Source organism: Pseudoalteromonas sp. NJ631, from assembly GCF_000276645.1.
In the GTDB taxonomy this organism is placed as follows: Bacteria; Pseudomonadota; Gammaproteobacteria; order Enterobacterales; family Alteromonadaceae; genus Pseudoalteromonas; species Pseudoalteromonas piscicida.
Genome location: NZ_AKXJ01000022.1, coordinates 1 through 15570, shown reverse-complemented (window position 1 = coordinate 15570; position 15570 = coordinate 1). Strand labels below are relative to the sequence as shown.

Below are 15570 nucleotides of genomic sequence, written 5' to 3'. Positions count from 1 at the left end.
ATTGAGGTAAACATTGTGAAAAAACAATCAGGTTTCTCACTACTAGAAGTGATGGTGGTACTTGTTATCATCGGTATGATCTTATCTATCGTTGCACCTAACGTGATGGGTCAACAAGAAGAAGCTGCAAAAGAAAAGGCACGTCTAGATATTCGTCAAATTGAAGACGCAATGAAGATGTACAAGTTAAAAAACAAACGTTACCCAACCACAGAGCAAGGCTTGGAAGCGTTGGTAACGCAAACCAATATTGACCCGGTACCAAAACGTTTCCCTGAAGGTGGCTTTATTTCTAAGCTTCCAGAAGATCCATGGGGCAATCCTTACCAATTAGTCAGCCCAGGTGAAATGAGCCAAATCGATATCTTTTCAATGGGTCCGGATGGCGAAGTTGGAACTGATGATGATATCGGTAACTGGGATACGGAAGACGAACGTTAATCTATGTTAGCACCTCTGCATAAACCGGCATTAACTAAGGTAAAGGGCTTCAGTTTACTTGAAGTCCTTATTGTCTTGGTGATCATTGCTTTTTCAGTAAATCTCATTACTTATACCGTCAGTGATAGTGATGAGGAAGAGCTCGAAACCATGGCTATGCGTGTGCAGGGGACGATTAATCTTGCGTCAGAATTTGCAGTACTAAATCAGGTTGAGCTTGGTTTTCACCTAGATAAAGGTGTGATTGAGTTTTTGGTTTTTGACGGTGAGAAGTGGCGAACTTTCGAAGCGGACGATATCTACAAACCAATTGAACTGCCAGAGCAGTACAAAGTGGAATTGATCTTAGAAGATCTGCCGTGGTCTCAAGATAACTTACTTGAGCAAGCAAATTGGCGAGAATTGATGAGTGGCGGTGACGACGACAATTTACTTGAGCTTAAAAAGCTCAAGATCCCGCAAGTACTTATTTTATCTTCCGGTGAAGTCAGCGCATTTAGATTAAGTGTGGAAAATAAAGAGCTGCAGGAGCCAATATTTTTTGTCGAAGGCGAATTTATGGCGCCAGTGGGGCTGAAGCGGGAACCTGAAGAATGAGCGCTAAAAAAAGCTTAGGCTTTACCTTACTTGAAGTCATGGTTGCGCTAAGTATTTGTGCTGTCGCTGGTATTGCTGCAATGCAAGCAACAAGCGAACATATAAATCATATCAGCTCGCTTGAAGAGCAGACCTATGCGTCGTGGGTGGCAGAAAATCGCTTGGTATTTTTGCGCGCGCAAGGCGATGACTGGCATGGGAAGAATGGTAACAAAGGCGAAGAGGAAATGGCCGGGGTCACTTGGTATTGGCAACAGCATATCCAACAAACGGCAGATCCTAGCTTTGTAAAGCTCACCGTGCACGTTTTCCGCGAGCCTGAACTCAAAAACTCAGTGTATGACATCACCACTTTTATGTACCGGAGTAAGTAGTGACAATGCATACACCTCAGCGTGGTTTCACGCTAATAGAAGTATTGTTAGCACTGGCTATTTTAGCGGTAGTGGTGACAGCGACTCATCAAATTTTAGATTCAACGTTGAAGGCCCAAGCGGCTTCAGCGGAAAAAATTGCCGAAATTGAAGGTCTACAAACGACTTTCCGCTTGATGGATCAGGATTTTAATCAGATCACTAAGCGAGAAGTCAGAAATGAAGTAGGGGATTTTAGCCCAACTTATATCATCCATGGCCGGTATGAGCTTGAGAGCCAATATGATGGTATCGCTTTTGTTCGTGATGGTTGGACTAACCCTATTAGTTTATTGCCACGTTCTGAACTGCAGGCCGTGGGCTATCGGGTTATCGATGACAAGCTTGAGCGTATTTATCGAGTATATGTTGACCAGCTTGATGGAACAGAGCCCCGCGCGCAGGTCATCTTGGAAGATGTAGAAGAGTTAAAGTTTGAATTTTTGGATGACAGACTAAAATGGCAAGCTGATTGGAAGTCTAAATCGTTACCTAAAGCGGTTAAAGTGACGTTGCAAAGAAAAGACTCGGATCCAATAAGCCGTTTATTTTTAACGCCAGGCAGTGGTGTCGCTGATGATAAGGGGCAACAGCCATGAAGCAGCAAGGTGCAGCACTCGTCATCGTACTTTTCATCGTTGCATTGGCAGCGACAATTGCCGCTGAAATGGCGAGTAGTTTAATGGTGCAGGTACAAAAGGCCTCGAATATTCAAACTCAGCAACAAGCCAAGTGGTATAGCTATGGTGCTGAGGAATTAGTCAAAAGAGCGTTGATACAAGCAAAAAAAGATGATCCTGATACCGTTAATCTAGACCAGCCTTGGGCTCGTGAAGAAGTGCCTTACCCTGTTGATCATGGTACGTTGAGCGGCAAAGTTACAGACTTACAGGCATGCCTAAACCTGAATGCCTTGAGAGCAAAGTCACAAACAAATGGAAATAACCAAGGTGGTCAGCAGATTGGTGGAAAGAATACAAACCCAGCCCATGCAGCGCTATTGGAACTTTTGAAGAATATTGAGGATTTGCCGAGTAACGAGAGCGAGGAAGCCCTTGCTGATAGTGTGTACGATTGGCTTGATGAAGATAGCATTACTTATCGCTCAGGGGCAGAAGAAGACGAGTATATGTCTAATCAGACTCCTTATTTAACGGCTAATAATTTGATGGCGTCTGTTAGTGAGTTACGCGTGATTAAGGGCTTTAACCCGCTGGTGATGGAAAAGATTAAGCCTTATGTTTGCGTGATCCCTGGAAGTGAGGAGCTCGCGGTAAACGTCAATACGATATTGCCAGAACAAGCGCTTTTACTCAGTGCGCTTATACCTGGTTTATCGAAGTCAGGTGCTGAAGCTATTATTTCTGCAAGACCAAAAAAAGGTTTTACTGATATTAATGAATTTTACACGGAAGTCGCGAATCAAGGGGTCAAAGACCCTAATAAGACTTCCAAAACTTTTACGATTAACAGCAATTATTTTCAGTTGCGAGCAACAGCTGTGTTTGATGAGCGACGCTTTTCTCTCACATCAATTATAGAAACAAAAGATGGTAAAGCGTACGTGCTTGCTCGTAAATTTGGAGGCGTAGAGTGACAGAACAATTATTGATCCGTGTGGATCAGTCACACCAGGCGACAATACACTGGTTAGTGTGGTCAACAGAACAACAACAAATTATTGCCAGTGGTGAACTAGAAGGGAGTGAACAGCTTGGTAGCCTTGCCGAAAAAGCGCAAACGAGACCGGTTGTATTGTTACTACCAGCGACTGCGGTACAGTTACGCACGCTAGAATTACCAGCAAAATGGAATAGGAAACTAGAGCAAGCCTTACCGTTTATGCTTGAGGAACATGTTGCGACCGACATCGATGCGCTATTTATCGCGATTGGTAAACCGGGCATGAAAGCCGACACACATACTATAGATGTTGCGATTTGTGATAGCAGTTGGCTACAAAGCTGGTTTAGTGCCTTCGATGATGCAGGGATCAGTGTAAGTAAAGCGCTACCGGATGCTCTATGTTTGCCGCTTCATGAAGAGATGACTAGTGCCGTGCAGTTAGGTCAGCAATGGCTATTCAAACACAATGCTTGGCAAGTTGGCACTGCTGAACTTAGCTGGGTCAACGAGTACCTAACCATTGCGGGTGTTAAGCAGCTGGCGCATTTTAGCCCGGCAAGCGATTTCTCAGAAACGATAACGCTTACAGCGCAACAACAAGATTACGATTTACCTTTAGCCATCTTCGCAAAATCGCTATCAAACATTGATTTTAATTTGCGTCAAGGTCGGTTCGCTGCGAAGAAAAAGCAGCCGCAGTGGTGGCGTGACTGGCGCAGTGGACTAATAGCGGCGAGTGTGGCAGTAGTGAGCTTTATCGCAATTAAAGGCACTCAGCTGTATGTAATAAGTCATCAAGCTAATCAGCTAGAAACCCAAGCGGTCGCTATGTATCAACAGGCATTTCCAAATAAAGTAGTACGTCCGCACTTATTGAAAAAACAGATCCAAAATGAGCTTGATGCGTTATCTGGCACGGAGCAGGGCGGTTTGCTCGAATTAACTAATCACTTTGTGGCGATTTATGAAGAGGTCGATGCTTTCGCTCCTGAAACGCTGCGTTATGACAAACGTAGGAATGAACTCAGAATTAGAGCGCGCGCAAAAGAGTTTCAGGTATTTGGTCAGGTCAAAGCAATTTTAGAGCAACGCGGTGTAAGTGTTGAACAGGGCGCCCTGAACAATGATGGTGACTTTGTGGTGGGTGAAATTCGCATTCGAGGTGCAGCATGAAGCAGCAAGTAGTGAACTATTGGCGTGGTTTAAAAGAGCAAGAACAAAAACTGTTGATTGTTGCTGGCGTTATTTTTGTCGTTTTTGTTCTAGTAATGGGTATATTCAAACCTTTGAATCAGGCTGTCAGCGATGCCGAAGCTAAGCTAAAACGTAACCATGAACTCGTAAATTGGGTTGGTCAAAGCGTGAGTAAGCTGAAATCTAGCAGTCCCGCACAGGTGATTAGCGGCGGCAATATCAGCCAGATAGTCAATAACACCCGTGGCCGCTTTCAAATTGATATCAGCAAAATGCAACCTAGTGGCGAAAGCTTGCGTTTAACCATCGATGATGTGGAATTTAATAAACTTGTTGCTTGGATAGATGAACTGACAAATAAGCATGGAGTAAAAGTAGAAAACCTAGACCTTACACAAGGGAATTTACCTGGCTTTGTGCGTGTTAGTCGCTTGGTTTTAGAGAAATAATTATGAAAAAAACACTATCTCTACTCATTATATTTTTACTCGCATTTATTATTTTTAGTGCTTTTACTATGCCTGCAGCGGTGTTGCTGCAAGTTTTTAAAGGCCAATTGCCAGCTAATTTGCAGCTAGGTGCAGTAAATGGTTCTGTTTGGCATGGTCAAGTGAGCGGTGTGAGATTTAATAACATTCAATTGAATCAGGTTAAGTGGGAGCTTGAACCGTCGTCATTACTACTCGGTGAGTTGGCAGGCAATGTACAGTTTGGTAATGCGAGAGATAAAAATGAGATCTCAGGAAAAGCTAATTTCTCATCGAATTTAGTAAGTAAATCCGTGACGGTAAATAATGCCTCACTTCGTTTCAGTGTTGAGCAGGCTATGGACCAAGTAACTCTGCCATTGCCGGTTGATGCCAAAGGGCGCGTTATTGTCAATGTGAAGGAGTACCAAAGTGGTGCACCGTACTGCGAAGGACTAAATGGTGAGATAAGTAGTCCAAATATTGATGTTAAAGGCATGAATGGTTGGTTTAGTATCGGCGACCTTAGCGGTCAGCTCGATTGTAAATCAGGAGATATTGCCGTGGTTGTTGACCCTGAAAACCGCTTGGGCTTACAGGCTGATGCGACACTAGCTGCCAATTTCCAGTTTCGCGTGTCTGGTAATATCAAGCCAGATGCGAGTCTACCAAAAGAAGTACACGATGCGGTTAAGTTTTTGGGTAGACCGGATGGCGAAGGTCGTTATCCAGTAAATTTATAATATACTTCTGTCATATCAGACTTTAGTTATACCAATTTGCTTAATAAAGTGACCTATTTTGAGGCGAGAAAATCTTGTCGATAACACCGCTACCGCGTCCTGCTATCGCCAAGGTACCTACATCCATGTAGGCAAGGCGAAAATTTTGCTATTTAGTTGTTCTAAATGAGAAATTTTTAACGCAGGTAGCGTAAGATTTGCTCCTTCAAATTGAGCAAGTATTAAGACTAATTGGTATTAATCTAATCTCAGGTTAGTTATTAATATAAAAGCATTTTTGTAGGCGCTGAGACGGCGCCTAAGTTCAAGGCAACACTATGCACGACTTCTCTTTTACTGCAGCTGATCAGCTGAATTTAGAAAACTACTTTTCTGCGCGCAAACTTTCTATTGATATTGCTTTTTTACAAGGATATCTATTTGCTACCTGTATAGACCCAAACGGTATCGAGGTAGATAAGTGGCTTAAGACTTTAACCAACGCAGATCCCGAACTAGATGAGAGTATTGCATTTGCATTGATGGCTTTACATCATGAGATTTCTGAGCAGGTATACGAAACTGAATTTCAATTGCCTTGGAATGGTGAAACACCACTTGAGCAAAAAATTAATTGGGCCGAAGGGTTTTTAATGGCGGCGACGCCCTTTTATGAGCAATTGATGTCCAGTCCGCTCGCCGACGATATTAAACAAGCTTTGCAAGTGAGCACAGAACAACTGGGGCTTTTTGCACTTGGTGAGCAACAGTTAACGATTTACTGTGACAAAGTAGGACAGTCACTGACCGAGTTCCAACTAACTCAAGCGCAATTGGCTGACGAGTTTGCCGCTTCTTATGCTGAGTTAGTCGAAGTCGCCGCAGTGAATAGCGGACTATTTGAATAATCAAAGGTTCTTTACGCGAGATCTAACTCGATAAATGTGCAACCCTGTTGGCATTGTGCCACAGCTCTATTTGATGTCGATTGGCTTAAACTGAGTGCAATGGGTTGCTGACAGCTTGGGCAATTGACAACACGACCCTGACTAAGCTTTTTGATGAGTGCTTTTTGATCGTTAAAGGATTTTGCCGACTTTTTATTTAATTGACTAAAGTCCATTATAATCCCTTTGCTTCATGAATGGCTTGCTCTGCAATTTCACAGATTTTGACAAGATCAGGGCCGTAAAAATACAAGTTATAGTCGTTTTCTTTACAATACTTGAGGTGGAAAAGCCTTACTTTTTCATCTGTTGCAAGGGCTTCATCAATATAGCGCTTTTCGTCATCTGTCATGGTAATTGCTTTTACGACGTTGGCTCTGGCGATTCTTGCGGCCGTACTGCGTTGTACTTTGCTGGACTCGCTTAGCACTTCAACGCCTTGACCGAGTAATCTATCTCTTGGCTCTTTAATCAATGGATGATCCACAGTAAACAGAGCAACGACTATAATGGCTAATACTAAGAATTTTTTCATAATCTGACGCTGATTTGATCTAGCTAACAAAAATCTTGTTCCTAGTGTAATAAACTTGTCTGTCAGGTCGCAACAAGTCTCTCATCATTTATGGTGGGTTTTAGCTCAACTTACTATTAATCATAGAGTTTCAAAGCGTATAATAGTAAGCGCTAAACTATGTCATGGGGCACATTGCAATAGTTTAGCCTGTATTTTTCAAGGTCACTGTAGCAAGTGCATCTCGTTCCAAAGCACTAAGGAGCTTCCATGGAGAACGAAAGAATCAAGGTTAAAAACATACCGTCTGAAGTAAAAATTCAAAAGCCAATAGGTGGCACTGAAGGGAAATCGCTCAATAGCTCTACGCCCGATCGTTTTAATCCTCGTAATCGCATATATGTCCGGGCGGTGTCTGGCCTACATCAACTGCTAAGAAGGCGTATCGGCTTTATTGGTATGTTGGCATTTATGGCTTTACCTTGGTTAAACTTTCACGGCCATCAAGCGGTGTTGTTCGATATTTTTGAGCAGAAGTTTAATATTTTTGGCATGACACTATGGCCACAAGATCTGACTATCTTTGCTTTTATTCTGATGATAGCGGCATTTGCTCTGTTCTTGGTGACCACCTTCTATGGCCGGGTATGGTGCGGCTACACCTGCCCGCAAACCGTTTGGACGTTTATTTTTATTTGGTTTGAAGAAAAATTTGAAGGAACAGCAAACCAACGGAAAAAATTAGATCAGAGACCGATGGATTTTGACAAGTTTTGGCGAAAAACGGCAAAACACGGTAGCTGGATACTCTTTTCACTGTATACCGCAATTACTTTTGTTGGTTACTTTACCCCAATCCGCTCGTTGATCCCTGATTTACTTACTTTTTCTGCAGGCTTTTATTCCGTCATTAGCATTATTGTGTTTACCATTTGTACCTATGGTAATGCTGGCTGGATGAGGGAAATTATGTGTTTACATATCTGTCCTTACTCTCGCTTCCAATCAGCCATGTTTGATAAAGATACGTTCACCGTTGCCTATGATAGCGAACGAGGTGAAAGTCGAGGTCCTCGAGGACGCAAACAAGATCCAAAAGCGCTAGGCCTAGGAGATTGTATCGATTGCAACCTGTGCGTTCAGGTGTGTCCTACCGGTATCGATATTCGTAATGGCTTGCAATATGAATGCATCAACTGTGGTGCGTGTATTGATGCCTGTGATGGTGTTATGGATAAGATGAACTACCCGCGCGGATTGATTGCTTACACTACAGAGCGCAATTTAGAATCATCCAGCGAAAAGACCAAACCAGTACGTGGTAAATTAATCGGTTATTTAATGATTCTGGTCGTTATCACGGGTGCATTAGTTGCGAACATTGCGATGCGTAAGCCGATGGATCTTGATATTATTCGGGATAGAAATCAGCTTTATCGTGTCAATATTGAGGGATTGGTAGAAAATACCTATACCTTGAAAGTGATAAACAAAGCGCAAGTTGAGCAGAAATTTTCTATTGCAATAACAGGTCTAAGTAATTATCAAGTGATCGGTAAGCAAGAGGTGCACTTAGCTGCAGGCACGACATTAGATGTGCCACTCTCTGTTGTGATTGATCCATATGATTTGAAAAAGCCAGTCACTGAATTTGAGTTTGTGCTTATTAACCAAGACGCTCCTGAAGAGCGGCTGGCGCAGCCGACCAATTTCTTCAAAGGAAGATAATAGAGTAAGGTAAAAGCGAGGTATAAAACCTCGCTTTTTTATAAACATTATGAACGATTTTAGTTTTAACGCGTTGACACCGGATCTTATTTTAGATGCGATTGAGGCACTTGAGATATATCCGACAACGGGATTATTGGCCTTAAACAGCTATGAAAACCGTGTTTATCAATTTGGTGCTGAGGACGGCAAGCGTTATGTGGTGAAGTTTTACCGCCCAGCGCGTTGGACGGATGAACAAATTTTAGAAGAGCATGAATTCGCATTGGCAGCGAAGGAAGCTGAAGTGCCTGTTGTAGCGCCTTTACTTATTACTGGGCGTAGTCTGCATTTTTATGAAGGTTATCGCTATACGTTGTTTCCAAGCGTTGGTGGACGCCAGTTCGAGCTCGATAATCTAGACCATTTAGAAATTTTAGGCCGTTACCTAGGGCGCTTGCATTGTCTGTCGGCTGAGCGAGCATTCGAGCATAGACCACAGCTCAATACCCAGCGTTTTTTGGTTGATGCGCAACAAACACTGCTAAAAAGCCAGTTAGTGCCTAGTCATCTACATACTCCATTTGTTACTATTCTTGAGCAAGTTATTAACAAAGCAACCTCAAAGTATCAAGTTGCCAAAACACTTCGGCTTCATGGGGATTGTCATGCTGGAAATTTATTGTGGTCTAGAGATCAATTGATGTTGGTGGATCTTGACGATTGTCAGCAAGGCCCTGCAATACAGGACTTGTGGATGATGTTAAATGGCGACCGCAACGAGCAATTGGTACAGTTAGATACCCTACTTATGGGTTACGAAGAATTTATGCCGTTTGATTCAAAAGAGCTTGCGTTAATTGAGCCGCTACGTGCCATGAGAATGGTGAATTATATGGCTTGGTTGGCACAGCGCTGGCAGGATCCTGCATTCGAACGGAACTTTTCTTGGTTTGCGACAGACAAATACTGGGAACAACAGATCTTAGCGTTAAAAGAGCAATTTGCTGCATTAGATGAACCAAGTTTGAGCCTATTTCCTTAAAATTAGAGAGAGTAACATGCTAAAAAAATTAAAAATCGCACTTATTGCATTACTTTTGCCCATTGCTGCGATGGCTTCAGACTTTACCGAAGGTGAGCACTACACAACCTTAACAACCGAACAGAGTGAATCAGAGAAAGTTACCGAGTTTTTCTCCTTTTACTGTCCGCACTGTTTCCGCTTTGAGCCAATTGCTAAAGCGATTGAAAAGAATTTACCTGAGGGGGCGTACTTTGAAAAAAGCCATGTGAACTTCCTGCGAGGCGTTCCTACAGAAACGCAGAGCAACCTAAGCTATGCCTATATTATTGCTGATCAAGCAGGCAAAGCGGATGTGATTGCTGAGAAGATTTTTAATGCTATTCATGTTGAAAGAAACAAACTGTTAGACATTAAAGATTTGAAAACGCTAATGGAGTTAAATGGGATTTCTGCTGAAAAGTTTGATCAGGCTGTAACGAGCATGCCAGTAGTGAGTGCTGAAAATAACATGCTTAAAGCACAAGAAAAGTTTTCTGAAGCGGGTGCGCTTACAGGCGTTCCAACTTTTATCGTAAACGACAAATACAGAATCGAAATGAAAGGTATCAAGAGCCAAGAGCAGCTTGATGAATTGATCGCATATCTATTAAAAAAATAAGGACTGGAGAAAGTTAGTATGTTGAAAGTATTAAAAGGCTTAGCGGTTGCACTAATGCTTCCTCTTCTTGCTCAGGCTGCGCCATTTGAAGAAGGTGTACATTATGAAGTTATTGCCGAGCGTGGCACGAAAAAGCCTGAGGTAATGGAGTATTTTTCTTTTTATTGTCCAGCCTGTAACGCAATGGAAAATTTAATCGTTGACGTTAAACCAAAGCTAGATGAGGGCGTTAAGTTTAAAAAGAGTCACATAGATTTTGTTGGTCCAAGAGAGCCTGAGATCCAACAGGTGTTGGCGCAAGCACTTGCAACTGCAGAAGTGCTGCCTCAAAAAGACAAGATAATTGCAGCCATGTTTAATCACATTCATGGCAAGCGTGCAAAAATCAATGAACTTGCTGATGTAAAAGATATCTTTATTGCGCAAGGTGTTGAAGAAGAGAAATTTGATAAACTTTATGCTAGTTTCTCCGTTCGTACCAAAACATCAAAAATGCAGCGTATGCAGAAGACCCTTTCTGATAAAGGCGCGCTAACAGGGGTACCAATGTTCGTGGTAAACGGTAAATACAAGCTATTGCTTCGAGAGTCTGGTACGACTAAGCCTGAGCAAATTGCTGCTTTGGTGAATTATTTAGCAAAGAAATAAAACCTAATTTGTATTAGACTAGCCCTGCAATTGTTGCGGGGCTTTTTTATGTTTAAGATTTTAGTTTCTAGTTGTTTATTAGGTTACCCGGTGAGGTATGACGCCTCTTCACAAAGCCTTCAAGACAATACCTTGCAGTATTGGCGGCAAAAAAATTGGGTCTTACCGCTATGCCCTGAAGTATCAGGTGGTTTACCAACCCCTCGTCCATCGGCTGAAATAGTAGATGGTAAAGTTTTGAGTAAACAAGGGGATGATTTTACCTCTGCGTTTGAACTCGGTGCTAAAAAAGCGCTAGCGGCTTGTCTTCAGCACGATATAAAGTTTGCGTTGTTAAAAGAGTCCAGTCCGTCTTGCGGCAGCAATCTGATTTACGATGGTAGTCATAAAGGTATAAAAATAGTAGGGCAGGGGCTGACGGCGTCTTTATTGCAGCAATCCGGTATTCAAGTCTTTAGCGAAACTCAACTGCCAGCACTTATCACAGCGATGGCAGCCAGTCGTAATCGTTAGAGATCACTTTCTCACTAAGTAAACGCCAGATTCAATATGATGGGTATAAGGGAACTGATCGAAAATCGCCATACGTGCGATTTTATGTGTTTCACATAACAAGGCTAAATCACGCTCTAACGTGTCTGGATTGCATGAGATATAAATAATGTTGTCGTAGTTGCTAACTAAGCGACAGGTCAATTCATCCATACCAGCACGAGGCGGGTCGACAAGAATCGTTTGGCAATCATAGGACTGTAAATCAATACCATCTAATCGAGAAAACTTCTGCCCTTTCATGGCTTGTGTAAACTCTTCACTCGACATACGAATAATATCTAAGTTATCGACTTTGTTTGCTGCAATATTAAATTGTGCAGACTTTACTGATGATTTAGAGATCTCAGTAGCCAGCACTTTATTGAATGAACCAGCCAGTGCAATTGAAAAGTTACCGTTACCACAATAAAGCTCAAGTAGATCGTTGCTTAGCGGTTCACTAATGGACTGCGCCCAAGCTAGCATTTTCTGATTCACTTCCGCATTCGGTTGCGTAAAGCTGTTCTCAACCTGCTGATAAATATATTCTTTACCGTCAACGCTTAGCTTTTCAGTTACATAGTCATTGCCAAACACAATCTTTTGTTTTCTAGCACGACCTATAAAATCAACTTTGTAGGTTTGTTGCAACTCGGCTCTTAATGTCTGCATGGCAGTTTGCCACGCTTCATCTAACTGCTTGTGATAAAGTAAGCTGATCAGTACTTCACCGCTCAGCGTAGTGAGATAGTCGATCTGAAACAGTTTACGACGCAATATTTCGTTGCCTTTCAGCTGATGTATCATCACCTGCATCATTTCATTGACAAGCAGCGCACCAGGATCAAAGCTATCAACACGGATCTTTTCTTTTGTTTGCTGGTCAAACATGATGTGAAACAGATCTTCACCCTCATGCCATACTCTAAATTCACAGCGCTGGCGGTAATGGCGAGTTGCAGACTCATACACTTCAAGTGCTGGTGCATTAAACTGTGCAAATTGTGTTGTGATACGCTCAGCTTTATCTGCTAACTGTTGCTCGTATGCTGAATCATCAATTTTTATTACTGCCATGCTAAAACCATCTATGTTGAATTAAGAGGCGCTATTTTAGGGAGCGTTGCTAATTTGTCCAGTCTAGCATCACTGATGCGTCTGGTTTGCTGTTTTTTTAATCATTATACTTTAGCTTTGCGCAAATATGCCGATAATCTAACTAATATATTGGAGGGCATACCATGAAAATCGGGCAATTAAATCAGTTGCTCAATCCAGCGATGCAGCATAAGCCTGGAAAGAGCAAAGGGATAGGACCAAATATCCAAATTAATTCAGACAGCTATGCGGGGAATAAATCTAAGCTAGCGGCTAAAATTCTTGATGATAAGCTTGCAGAAGCGTTGGGGATTGAGAAGCCGACACAAGATAAAAAAGACAAGCCACTATTTGATTTTGAATCTATTGTCAAAAATGTACTCGATTTTGTTCAGGGTGCAGTGAAGAAAGCCAAAGTCGACGGCAAAAATGATGACGAATTGAAATCCATGCTCGATGGGGCACGTAAGGGCGTGCTACAGGGGATTGATGAAGCCAGCGAAGAGTTAAAAGGCATGGGCGCTTTCAATCCCGACATCGAAGATGGTATTGAAAAGTCACGAGAAGGGATTTTTAAAGGTTTAGATGATTTTGAAAAAGAGCTGTTTGAAGAAAAGTCGCCAAAGGCATTAGCGATCAGTGCCGCACAGTTTGCGAGCCTCTCTAATCAGGCTGAATATGCATTTACTACAGCTGAAGGGGATGAAGTCGTTATTTCATTCTCCGATGCGTATGCTCAGGGGGCCGCTGCGAGTGTCGCGCAAAAAGGTAATGATTATGGCATGGCATATGGCACTAAGTCCTCTCATGAGGTTAGTTTCTCAATTAAGGTAAATGGTGAGCTGAACGAAGAGGAGCAGCAGGCAATTAACGATATGATGGAAGATATCCGTAATGTCAGTGATTCTTTTTTCGGTGGTGAATACGATGAAGCTTTCGATTTGGCAAAGTCGCTTAGCTTAAACTCTGATCAGATCACTAATTTCACGATGGATCTAAGACAAAGTAAAACGTCTGCTGCGATTGCTCAATATCAGCAAGGCAATCCAATGAAGGAGTTAGAGAAGGCATTTATGCCACTGAATAAGCAGTTAGCAGATGTGCAAGAGCAAGCTAAGGGACTCAATGCCGATAATGAGTTGCCAAACCTGCTTGCTTGGATGAATGAAGGTCAGTCGAGACTAAATGAGTTTCTGGATTATGCTAGTAGCTTTTTTAGTAAACTGAATGAACTAAATAAAGAGCAAGTAGAGCAAAAACAAACAAGCTAAGCCAGTTTATTTTCGCGAGGACTCATGGCAAACTTCATACTTCTTTGATTTGAGGTATGAAGTTTGTCGCATATTTTGGTTTTCGATTCAGGGATCGGTGGCACCAGTGTGCTGTCGCACTTAAAGGCATGTTTGCAGGGTGTTTCATTTAGTTATGTTATGGACAACGCTTTTCTCCCATATGGCCTTCAGCCTCAAGAGCTAATCAAATCACGTATCAAGGGGCTTATTTGTTGGCAACAGCAATGCTTGGGCAATGTTGATCTTATCGTTATTGCATGTAATACCGCTTCAACATACGCATTAGAAGAAGCCAGAAAACATACCCATATTCCAATTATAGGCGTTGTTCCCGCTGTTAAGCCTGCTGCGTCTAGTTCAAAGACCAAGCACATCGCACTATTGGCAACACCTGCAACGTCAAATAATGCTTATACGCATAAGCTCATCATGGATTTTACCTCAGGTTGTAAAGTTGAAACTTTGCATTCAACGGAGCTTGTAAGGATCGCTGAGTACTTTTATTGGCATAACGAGTTGGATAAAGAGGCACTTTGCGCGGAAATAGCTCGGCTTAACATTCCTGCCACTGTTGATAGGCTAGTGTTGGGATGTACACATTTTCCTTTGATAGCTCACGATATCAAGAATTGCTTACAGAAGCATGTTGAGCTGGTTGATTCAGGCAAAGCAATAGCCAATCGCGCAGTGTCATTGCTGGGAAGTCAAATAGTAGTAGGGGAAAAGGTGCCGAGTGCATCGGAAGTACGTTTCTATGCAACGGCACCAGTAATAGGTAATAAAGAAGCAATCTCTATTATTAATTTAAATAAAGATTAATTAAGCGGGTGAGTGATCCATCTCACTTTCAGGCTTTTGCTTTGCTTCTCTTACTTTTAATGTACGCTGTTGAAATTCACGTTCATTGAGTTGAGTAATCGCCTTTTCTGCATCTTGCTTAGACATCTCAACAAAACCAAAACCACGTCGTTTGCCTGTGTTTTTATCCTTAAGTAGACGAACTGAAAATACTTGCCCTTGCTCTTCGAAAAGTTCGCGGACAACATGTTCGTTGGCTCGATATGGTAGATTACCTACATATAATGTAGTAGTTGATAAGTTTGATTGTTTTTCTTGTTGTGTATCACTTTTTAAAAACTGGCTTACTACACTACCGATGATAATACCTACGGCAAGCATAAGAGCAGCGTCGAGCTGTGTAGAGCTTAATGCAAGATCAACAATGAAAAAGCTCGCTACTGCAATAACCAAAGTGATCAAAATTACTTTATGATCAAAAGACTTCATATAAATATACCAATTAAAAGAAGGTTAAACATTAATTTAACAAATGAGTTAGCTATCTTAACGAGTTAATTAAACTTCGCAATAATTAATATAGTTCTGATAGTAAGATTTGTCCTTTTTTGCATGGTTTTTATACTAAAAATAGGGTTTTGGTTAATGTTTGTTCGAACGATCAAAAAGATCGAAAAAAAGGGTTGCACTAAAATTGGATCGCCCTATAATGCGACCCCACTGACACGGGGCGCTACGCTGAAAAGCAAAGCAGCAACGAGTTAGCGTCAAGTAAAACTTAAGTTCGAAACTTCTTCTCAAGAAATTTAAAATTAAGTGTTGACAAAAAAACGGGAATGCTTAGAATGCACATCCCTCGAAACAACGAAATGTTTCGAAATGTTCTT

General features: G+C 41.9%; 20 protein-coding genes. 16 read left to right on the top strand and 4 right to left on the bottom strand.

Annotated elements, in window-relative coordinates; translation table 11 throughout:
• Positions 1–15: 15 nt before the first annotated feature.
• The 9 genes from gspG to A587_RS0122750 all read left to right on the top strand — a co-directional run bounded on the left by gspG (position 16) and on the right by A587_RS0122750 (position 6368).
• Positions 16–441 (top strand): type II secretion system major pseudopilin GspG, encoded by a 426-nt coding sequence (gene gspG / locus A587_RS0122790; protein ID WP_026001105.1) that lies wholly within the window; start codon positions 16–18, stop codon positions 439–441.
• Positions 442–444: 3 nt separating this feature from the next.
• Positions 445–1038 (top strand): prepilin-type N-terminal cleavage/methylation domain-containing protein, encoded by a 594-nt coding sequence (locus tag A587_RS0122785; RefSeq protein ID WP_017219435.1) that lies wholly within the window; start codon positions 445–447, stop codon positions 1036–1038.
• A complete protein-coding gene (gene gspI / locus A587_RS0122780; protein WP_010378513.1) occupies positions 1035–1412 on the top strand; it encodes a type II secretion system minor pseudopilin GspI in 378 nt (125 codons plus the stop codon). Before A587_RS0122785 ends, gspI begins: the two co-directional genes overlap by 4 nt.
• 5 nt (positions 1413–1417) lie before the next feature.
• On the top strand, positions 1418–2050 hold the full coding sequence (gspJ, locus tag A587_RS0122775) for a type II secretion system minor pseudopilin GspJ (protein ID WP_017219434.1): 633 nt from the start codon (positions 1418–1420) through the stop codon (positions 2048–2050).
• Positions 2047–3048 carry a type II secretion system minor pseudopilin GspK gene (gspK, locus tag A587_RS0122770; protein ID WP_017219433.1) on the top strand — a complete coding sequence of 334 codons (1002 nt, stop codon included), beginning with the start codon at positions 2047–2049 and terminating at the stop codon, positions 3046–3048. Before gspJ ends, gspK begins: the two co-directional genes overlap by 4 nt.
• Positions 3045–4250, top strand: coding sequence for a type II secretion system protein GspL (gene gspL, locus A587_RS0122765; protein WP_017219432.1), 1206 nt, complete (start codon positions 3045–3047; stop codon positions 4248–4250). The genes gspK and gspL overlap by 4 nt, the downstream gene beginning before the upstream one ends.
• Positions 4247–4720 (top strand): type II secretion system protein GspM, encoded by a 474-nt coding sequence (gene gspM / locus A587_RS0122760; protein WP_010378522.1) that lies wholly within the window; start codon positions 4247–4249, stop codon positions 4718–4720. The genes gspL and gspM overlap by 4 nt, the downstream gene beginning before the upstream one ends.
• A gap of 2 nt (positions 4721–4722) precedes the next feature.
• Complete coding sequence (locus tag A587_RS0122755; protein ID WP_017219431.1) at positions 4723–5481, top strand: type II secretion system protein N; 759 nt, start codon at positions 4723–4725, stop codon at positions 5479–5481.
• A 317-nt stretch (positions 5482–5798) separates the two neighbouring features.
• A complete protein-coding gene (locus tag A587_RS0122750; protein ID WP_017219430.1) occupies positions 5799–6368 on the top strand; it encodes a UPF0149 family protein in 570 nt (189 codons plus the stop codon).
• An 11-nt stretch (positions 6369–6379) separates the two neighbouring features.
• Here A587_RS0122750 and A587_RS0122745 read toward each other — a convergent pair whose 3' ends face one another.
• Both A587_RS0122745 and A587_RS0122740 read right to left on the bottom strand, forming a co-directional pair.
• Positions 6380–6583, bottom strand: a complete 204-nt coding sequence (locus tag A587_RS0122745; RefSeq protein WP_010604378.1) for a hypothetical protein — start codon at positions 6581–6583, stop codon at positions 6380–6382.
• Positions 6583–6942 carry a hypothetical protein gene (locus A587_RS0122740; RefSeq protein WP_026001103.1) on the bottom strand — a complete coding sequence of 120 codons (360 nt, stop codon included), beginning with the start codon at positions 6940–6942 and terminating at the stop codon, positions 6583–6585. The genes A587_RS0122745 and A587_RS0122740 overlap by 1 nt, the downstream gene beginning before the upstream one ends.
• Positions 6943–7191: 249 nt before the next feature.
• Here A587_RS0122740 and ccoG point away from each other — a divergent pair, with 249 nt between their 5' ends.
• The 5 genes from ccoG to A587_RS0122715 are packed head-to-tail and all read left to right on the top strand — an operon-like array spanning position 7192 to position 11474.
• Positions 7192–8649, top strand: coding sequence for a cytochrome c oxidase accessory protein CcoG (ccoG, locus tag A587_RS0122735; RefSeq protein ID WP_017219429.1), 1458 nt, complete (start codon positions 7192–7194; stop codon positions 8647–8649).
• Between the two features lie 49 nt (positions 8650–8698).
• A complete protein-coding gene (locus A587_RS0122730) occupies positions 8699–9673 on the top strand; it encodes a serine/threonine protein kinase (protein WP_010378535.1) in 975 nt (324 codons plus the stop codon).
• Positions 9674–9689: 16 nt separating this feature from the next.
• A complete protein-coding gene (locus tag A587_RS0122725) occupies positions 9690–10313 on the top strand; it encodes a thiol:disulfide interchange protein DsbA/DsbL (protein WP_017219428.1) in 624 nt (207 codons plus the stop codon).
• An 18-nt stretch (positions 10314–10331) separates the two neighbouring features.
• Positions 10332–10961: a thiol:disulfide interchange protein DsbA/DsbL gene (locus A587_RS0122720; protein ID WP_017219427.1), complete on the top strand. Its 630-nt coding sequence runs from the start codon at positions 10332–10334 to the stop codon at positions 10959–10961.
• A gap of 48 nt (positions 10962–11009) precedes the next feature.
• Positions 11010–11474: a DUF523 domain-containing protein gene (locus A587_RS0122715; RefSeq protein WP_017219426.1), complete on the top strand. Its 465-nt coding sequence runs from the start codon at positions 11010–11012 to the stop codon at positions 11472–11474.
• 3 nt (positions 11475–11477) lie between these two features.
• Here A587_RS0122715 and trmA read toward each other — a convergent pair whose 3' ends face one another.
• Positions 11478–12572, bottom strand: coding sequence for a tRNA (uridine(54)-C5)-methyltransferase TrmA (gene trmA, locus A587_RS0122710; protein ID WP_017219425.1), 1095 nt, complete (start codon positions 12570–12572; stop codon positions 11478–11480).
• A gap of 164 nt (positions 12573–12736) precedes the next feature.
• On the opposite strand from trmA, the gene A587_RS0122705 reads away from it, so the two are divergent.
• Entirely contained in the window at positions 12737–13864 is a 1128-nt protein-coding gene (locus A587_RS0122705; protein WP_017219424.1) for a DUF5610 domain-containing protein, read from the top strand.
• Positions 13865–13927: 63 nt separating this feature from the next.
• Complete coding sequence (gene murI, locus A587_RS0122700) at positions 13928–14704, top strand: glutamate racemase (protein ID WP_026001102.1); 777 nt, start codon at positions 13928–13930, stop codon at positions 14702–14704.
• Here murI and A587_RS0122695 read toward each other — a convergent pair whose 3' ends face one another.
• Complete coding sequence (locus A587_RS0122695; RefSeq protein ID WP_010378552.1) at positions 14705–15172, bottom strand: RNA recognition motif domain-containing protein; 468 nt, start codon at positions 15170–15172, stop codon at positions 14705–14707.
• Positions 15173–15570 lie beyond the last annotated feature (398 nt).

What these genes read in the sequence shown, in the direction of transcription:
- A587_RS0122785 (WP_017219435.1), top strand. Translation starts at nt 445, where the DNA reads ATGTTAGCACCTCTGCATAAACCGGCATTAACTAAGGTAAAGGGCTTC.
- A587_RS0122730 (WP_010378535.1), top strand. Translation starts at nt 8,699, where the DNA reads ATGAACGATTTTAGTTTTAACGCGTTGACACCGGATCTTATTTTAGAT.
- A587_RS0122750 (WP_017219430.1), top strand. Translation starts at nt 5,799, where the DNA reads ATGCACGACTTCTCTTTTACTGCAGCTGATCAGCTGAATTTAGAAAAC.
- A587_RS0122745 (WP_010604378.1), bottom strand. Translation starts at nt 6,583, where the DNA reads ATGGACTTTAGTCAATTAAATAAAAAGTCGGCAAAATCCTTTAACGAT.
- gspK (WP_017219433.1), top strand. Translation starts at nt 2,047, where the DNA reads ATGAAGCAGCAAGGTGCAGCACTCGTCATCGTACTTTTCATCGTTGCA.
- A587_RS0122705 (WP_017219424.1), top strand. Translation starts at nt 12,737, where the DNA reads ATGAAAATCGGGCAATTAAATCAGTTGCTCAATCCAGCGATGCAGCAT.
- A587_RS0122720 (WP_017219427.1), top strand. Translation starts at nt 10,332, where the DNA reads ATGTTGAAAGTATTAAAAGGCTTAGCGGTTGCACTAATGCTTCCTCTT.
- A587_RS0122740 (WP_026001103.1), bottom strand. Translation starts at nt 6,942, where the DNA reads ATGAAAAAATTCTTAGTATTAGCCATTATAGTCGTTGCTCTGTTTACT.
- gspJ (WP_017219434.1), top strand. Translation starts at nt 1,418, where the DNA reads ATGCATACACCTCAGCGTGGTTTCACGCTAATAGAAGTATTGTTAGCA.
- A587_RS0122695 (WP_010378552.1), bottom strand. Translation starts at nt 15,172, where the DNA reads ATGAAGTCTTTTGATCATAAAGTAATTTTGATCACTTTGGTTATTGCA.
- A587_RS0122755 (WP_017219431.1), top strand. Translation starts at nt 4,723, where the DNA reads ATGAAAAAAACACTATCTCTACTCATTATATTTTTACTCGCATTTATT.
- gspM (WP_010378522.1), top strand. Translation starts at nt 4,247, where the DNA reads ATGAAGCAGCAAGTAGTGAACTATTGGCGTGGTTTAAAAGAGCAAGAA.
- ccoG (WP_017219429.1), top strand. Translation starts at nt 7,192, where the DNA reads ATGGAGAACGAAAGAATCAAGGTTAAAAACATACCGTCTGAAGTAAAA.
- trmA (WP_017219425.1), bottom strand. Translation starts at nt 12,572, where the DNA reads ATGGCAGTAATAAAAATTGATGATTCAGCATACGAGCAACAGTTAGCA.
- A587_RS0122725 (WP_017219428.1), top strand. Translation starts at nt 9,690, where the DNA reads ATGCTAAAAAAATTAAAAATCGCACTTATTGCATTACTTTTGCCCATT.
- A587_RS0122715 (WP_017219426.1), top strand. Translation starts at nt 11,010, where the DNA reads ATGTTTAAGATTTTAGTTTCTAGTTGTTTATTAGGTTACCCGGTGAGG.
- gspI (WP_010378513.1), top strand. Translation starts at nt 1,035, where the DNA reads ATGAGCGCTAAAAAAAGCTTAGGCTTTACCTTACTTGAAGTCATGGTT.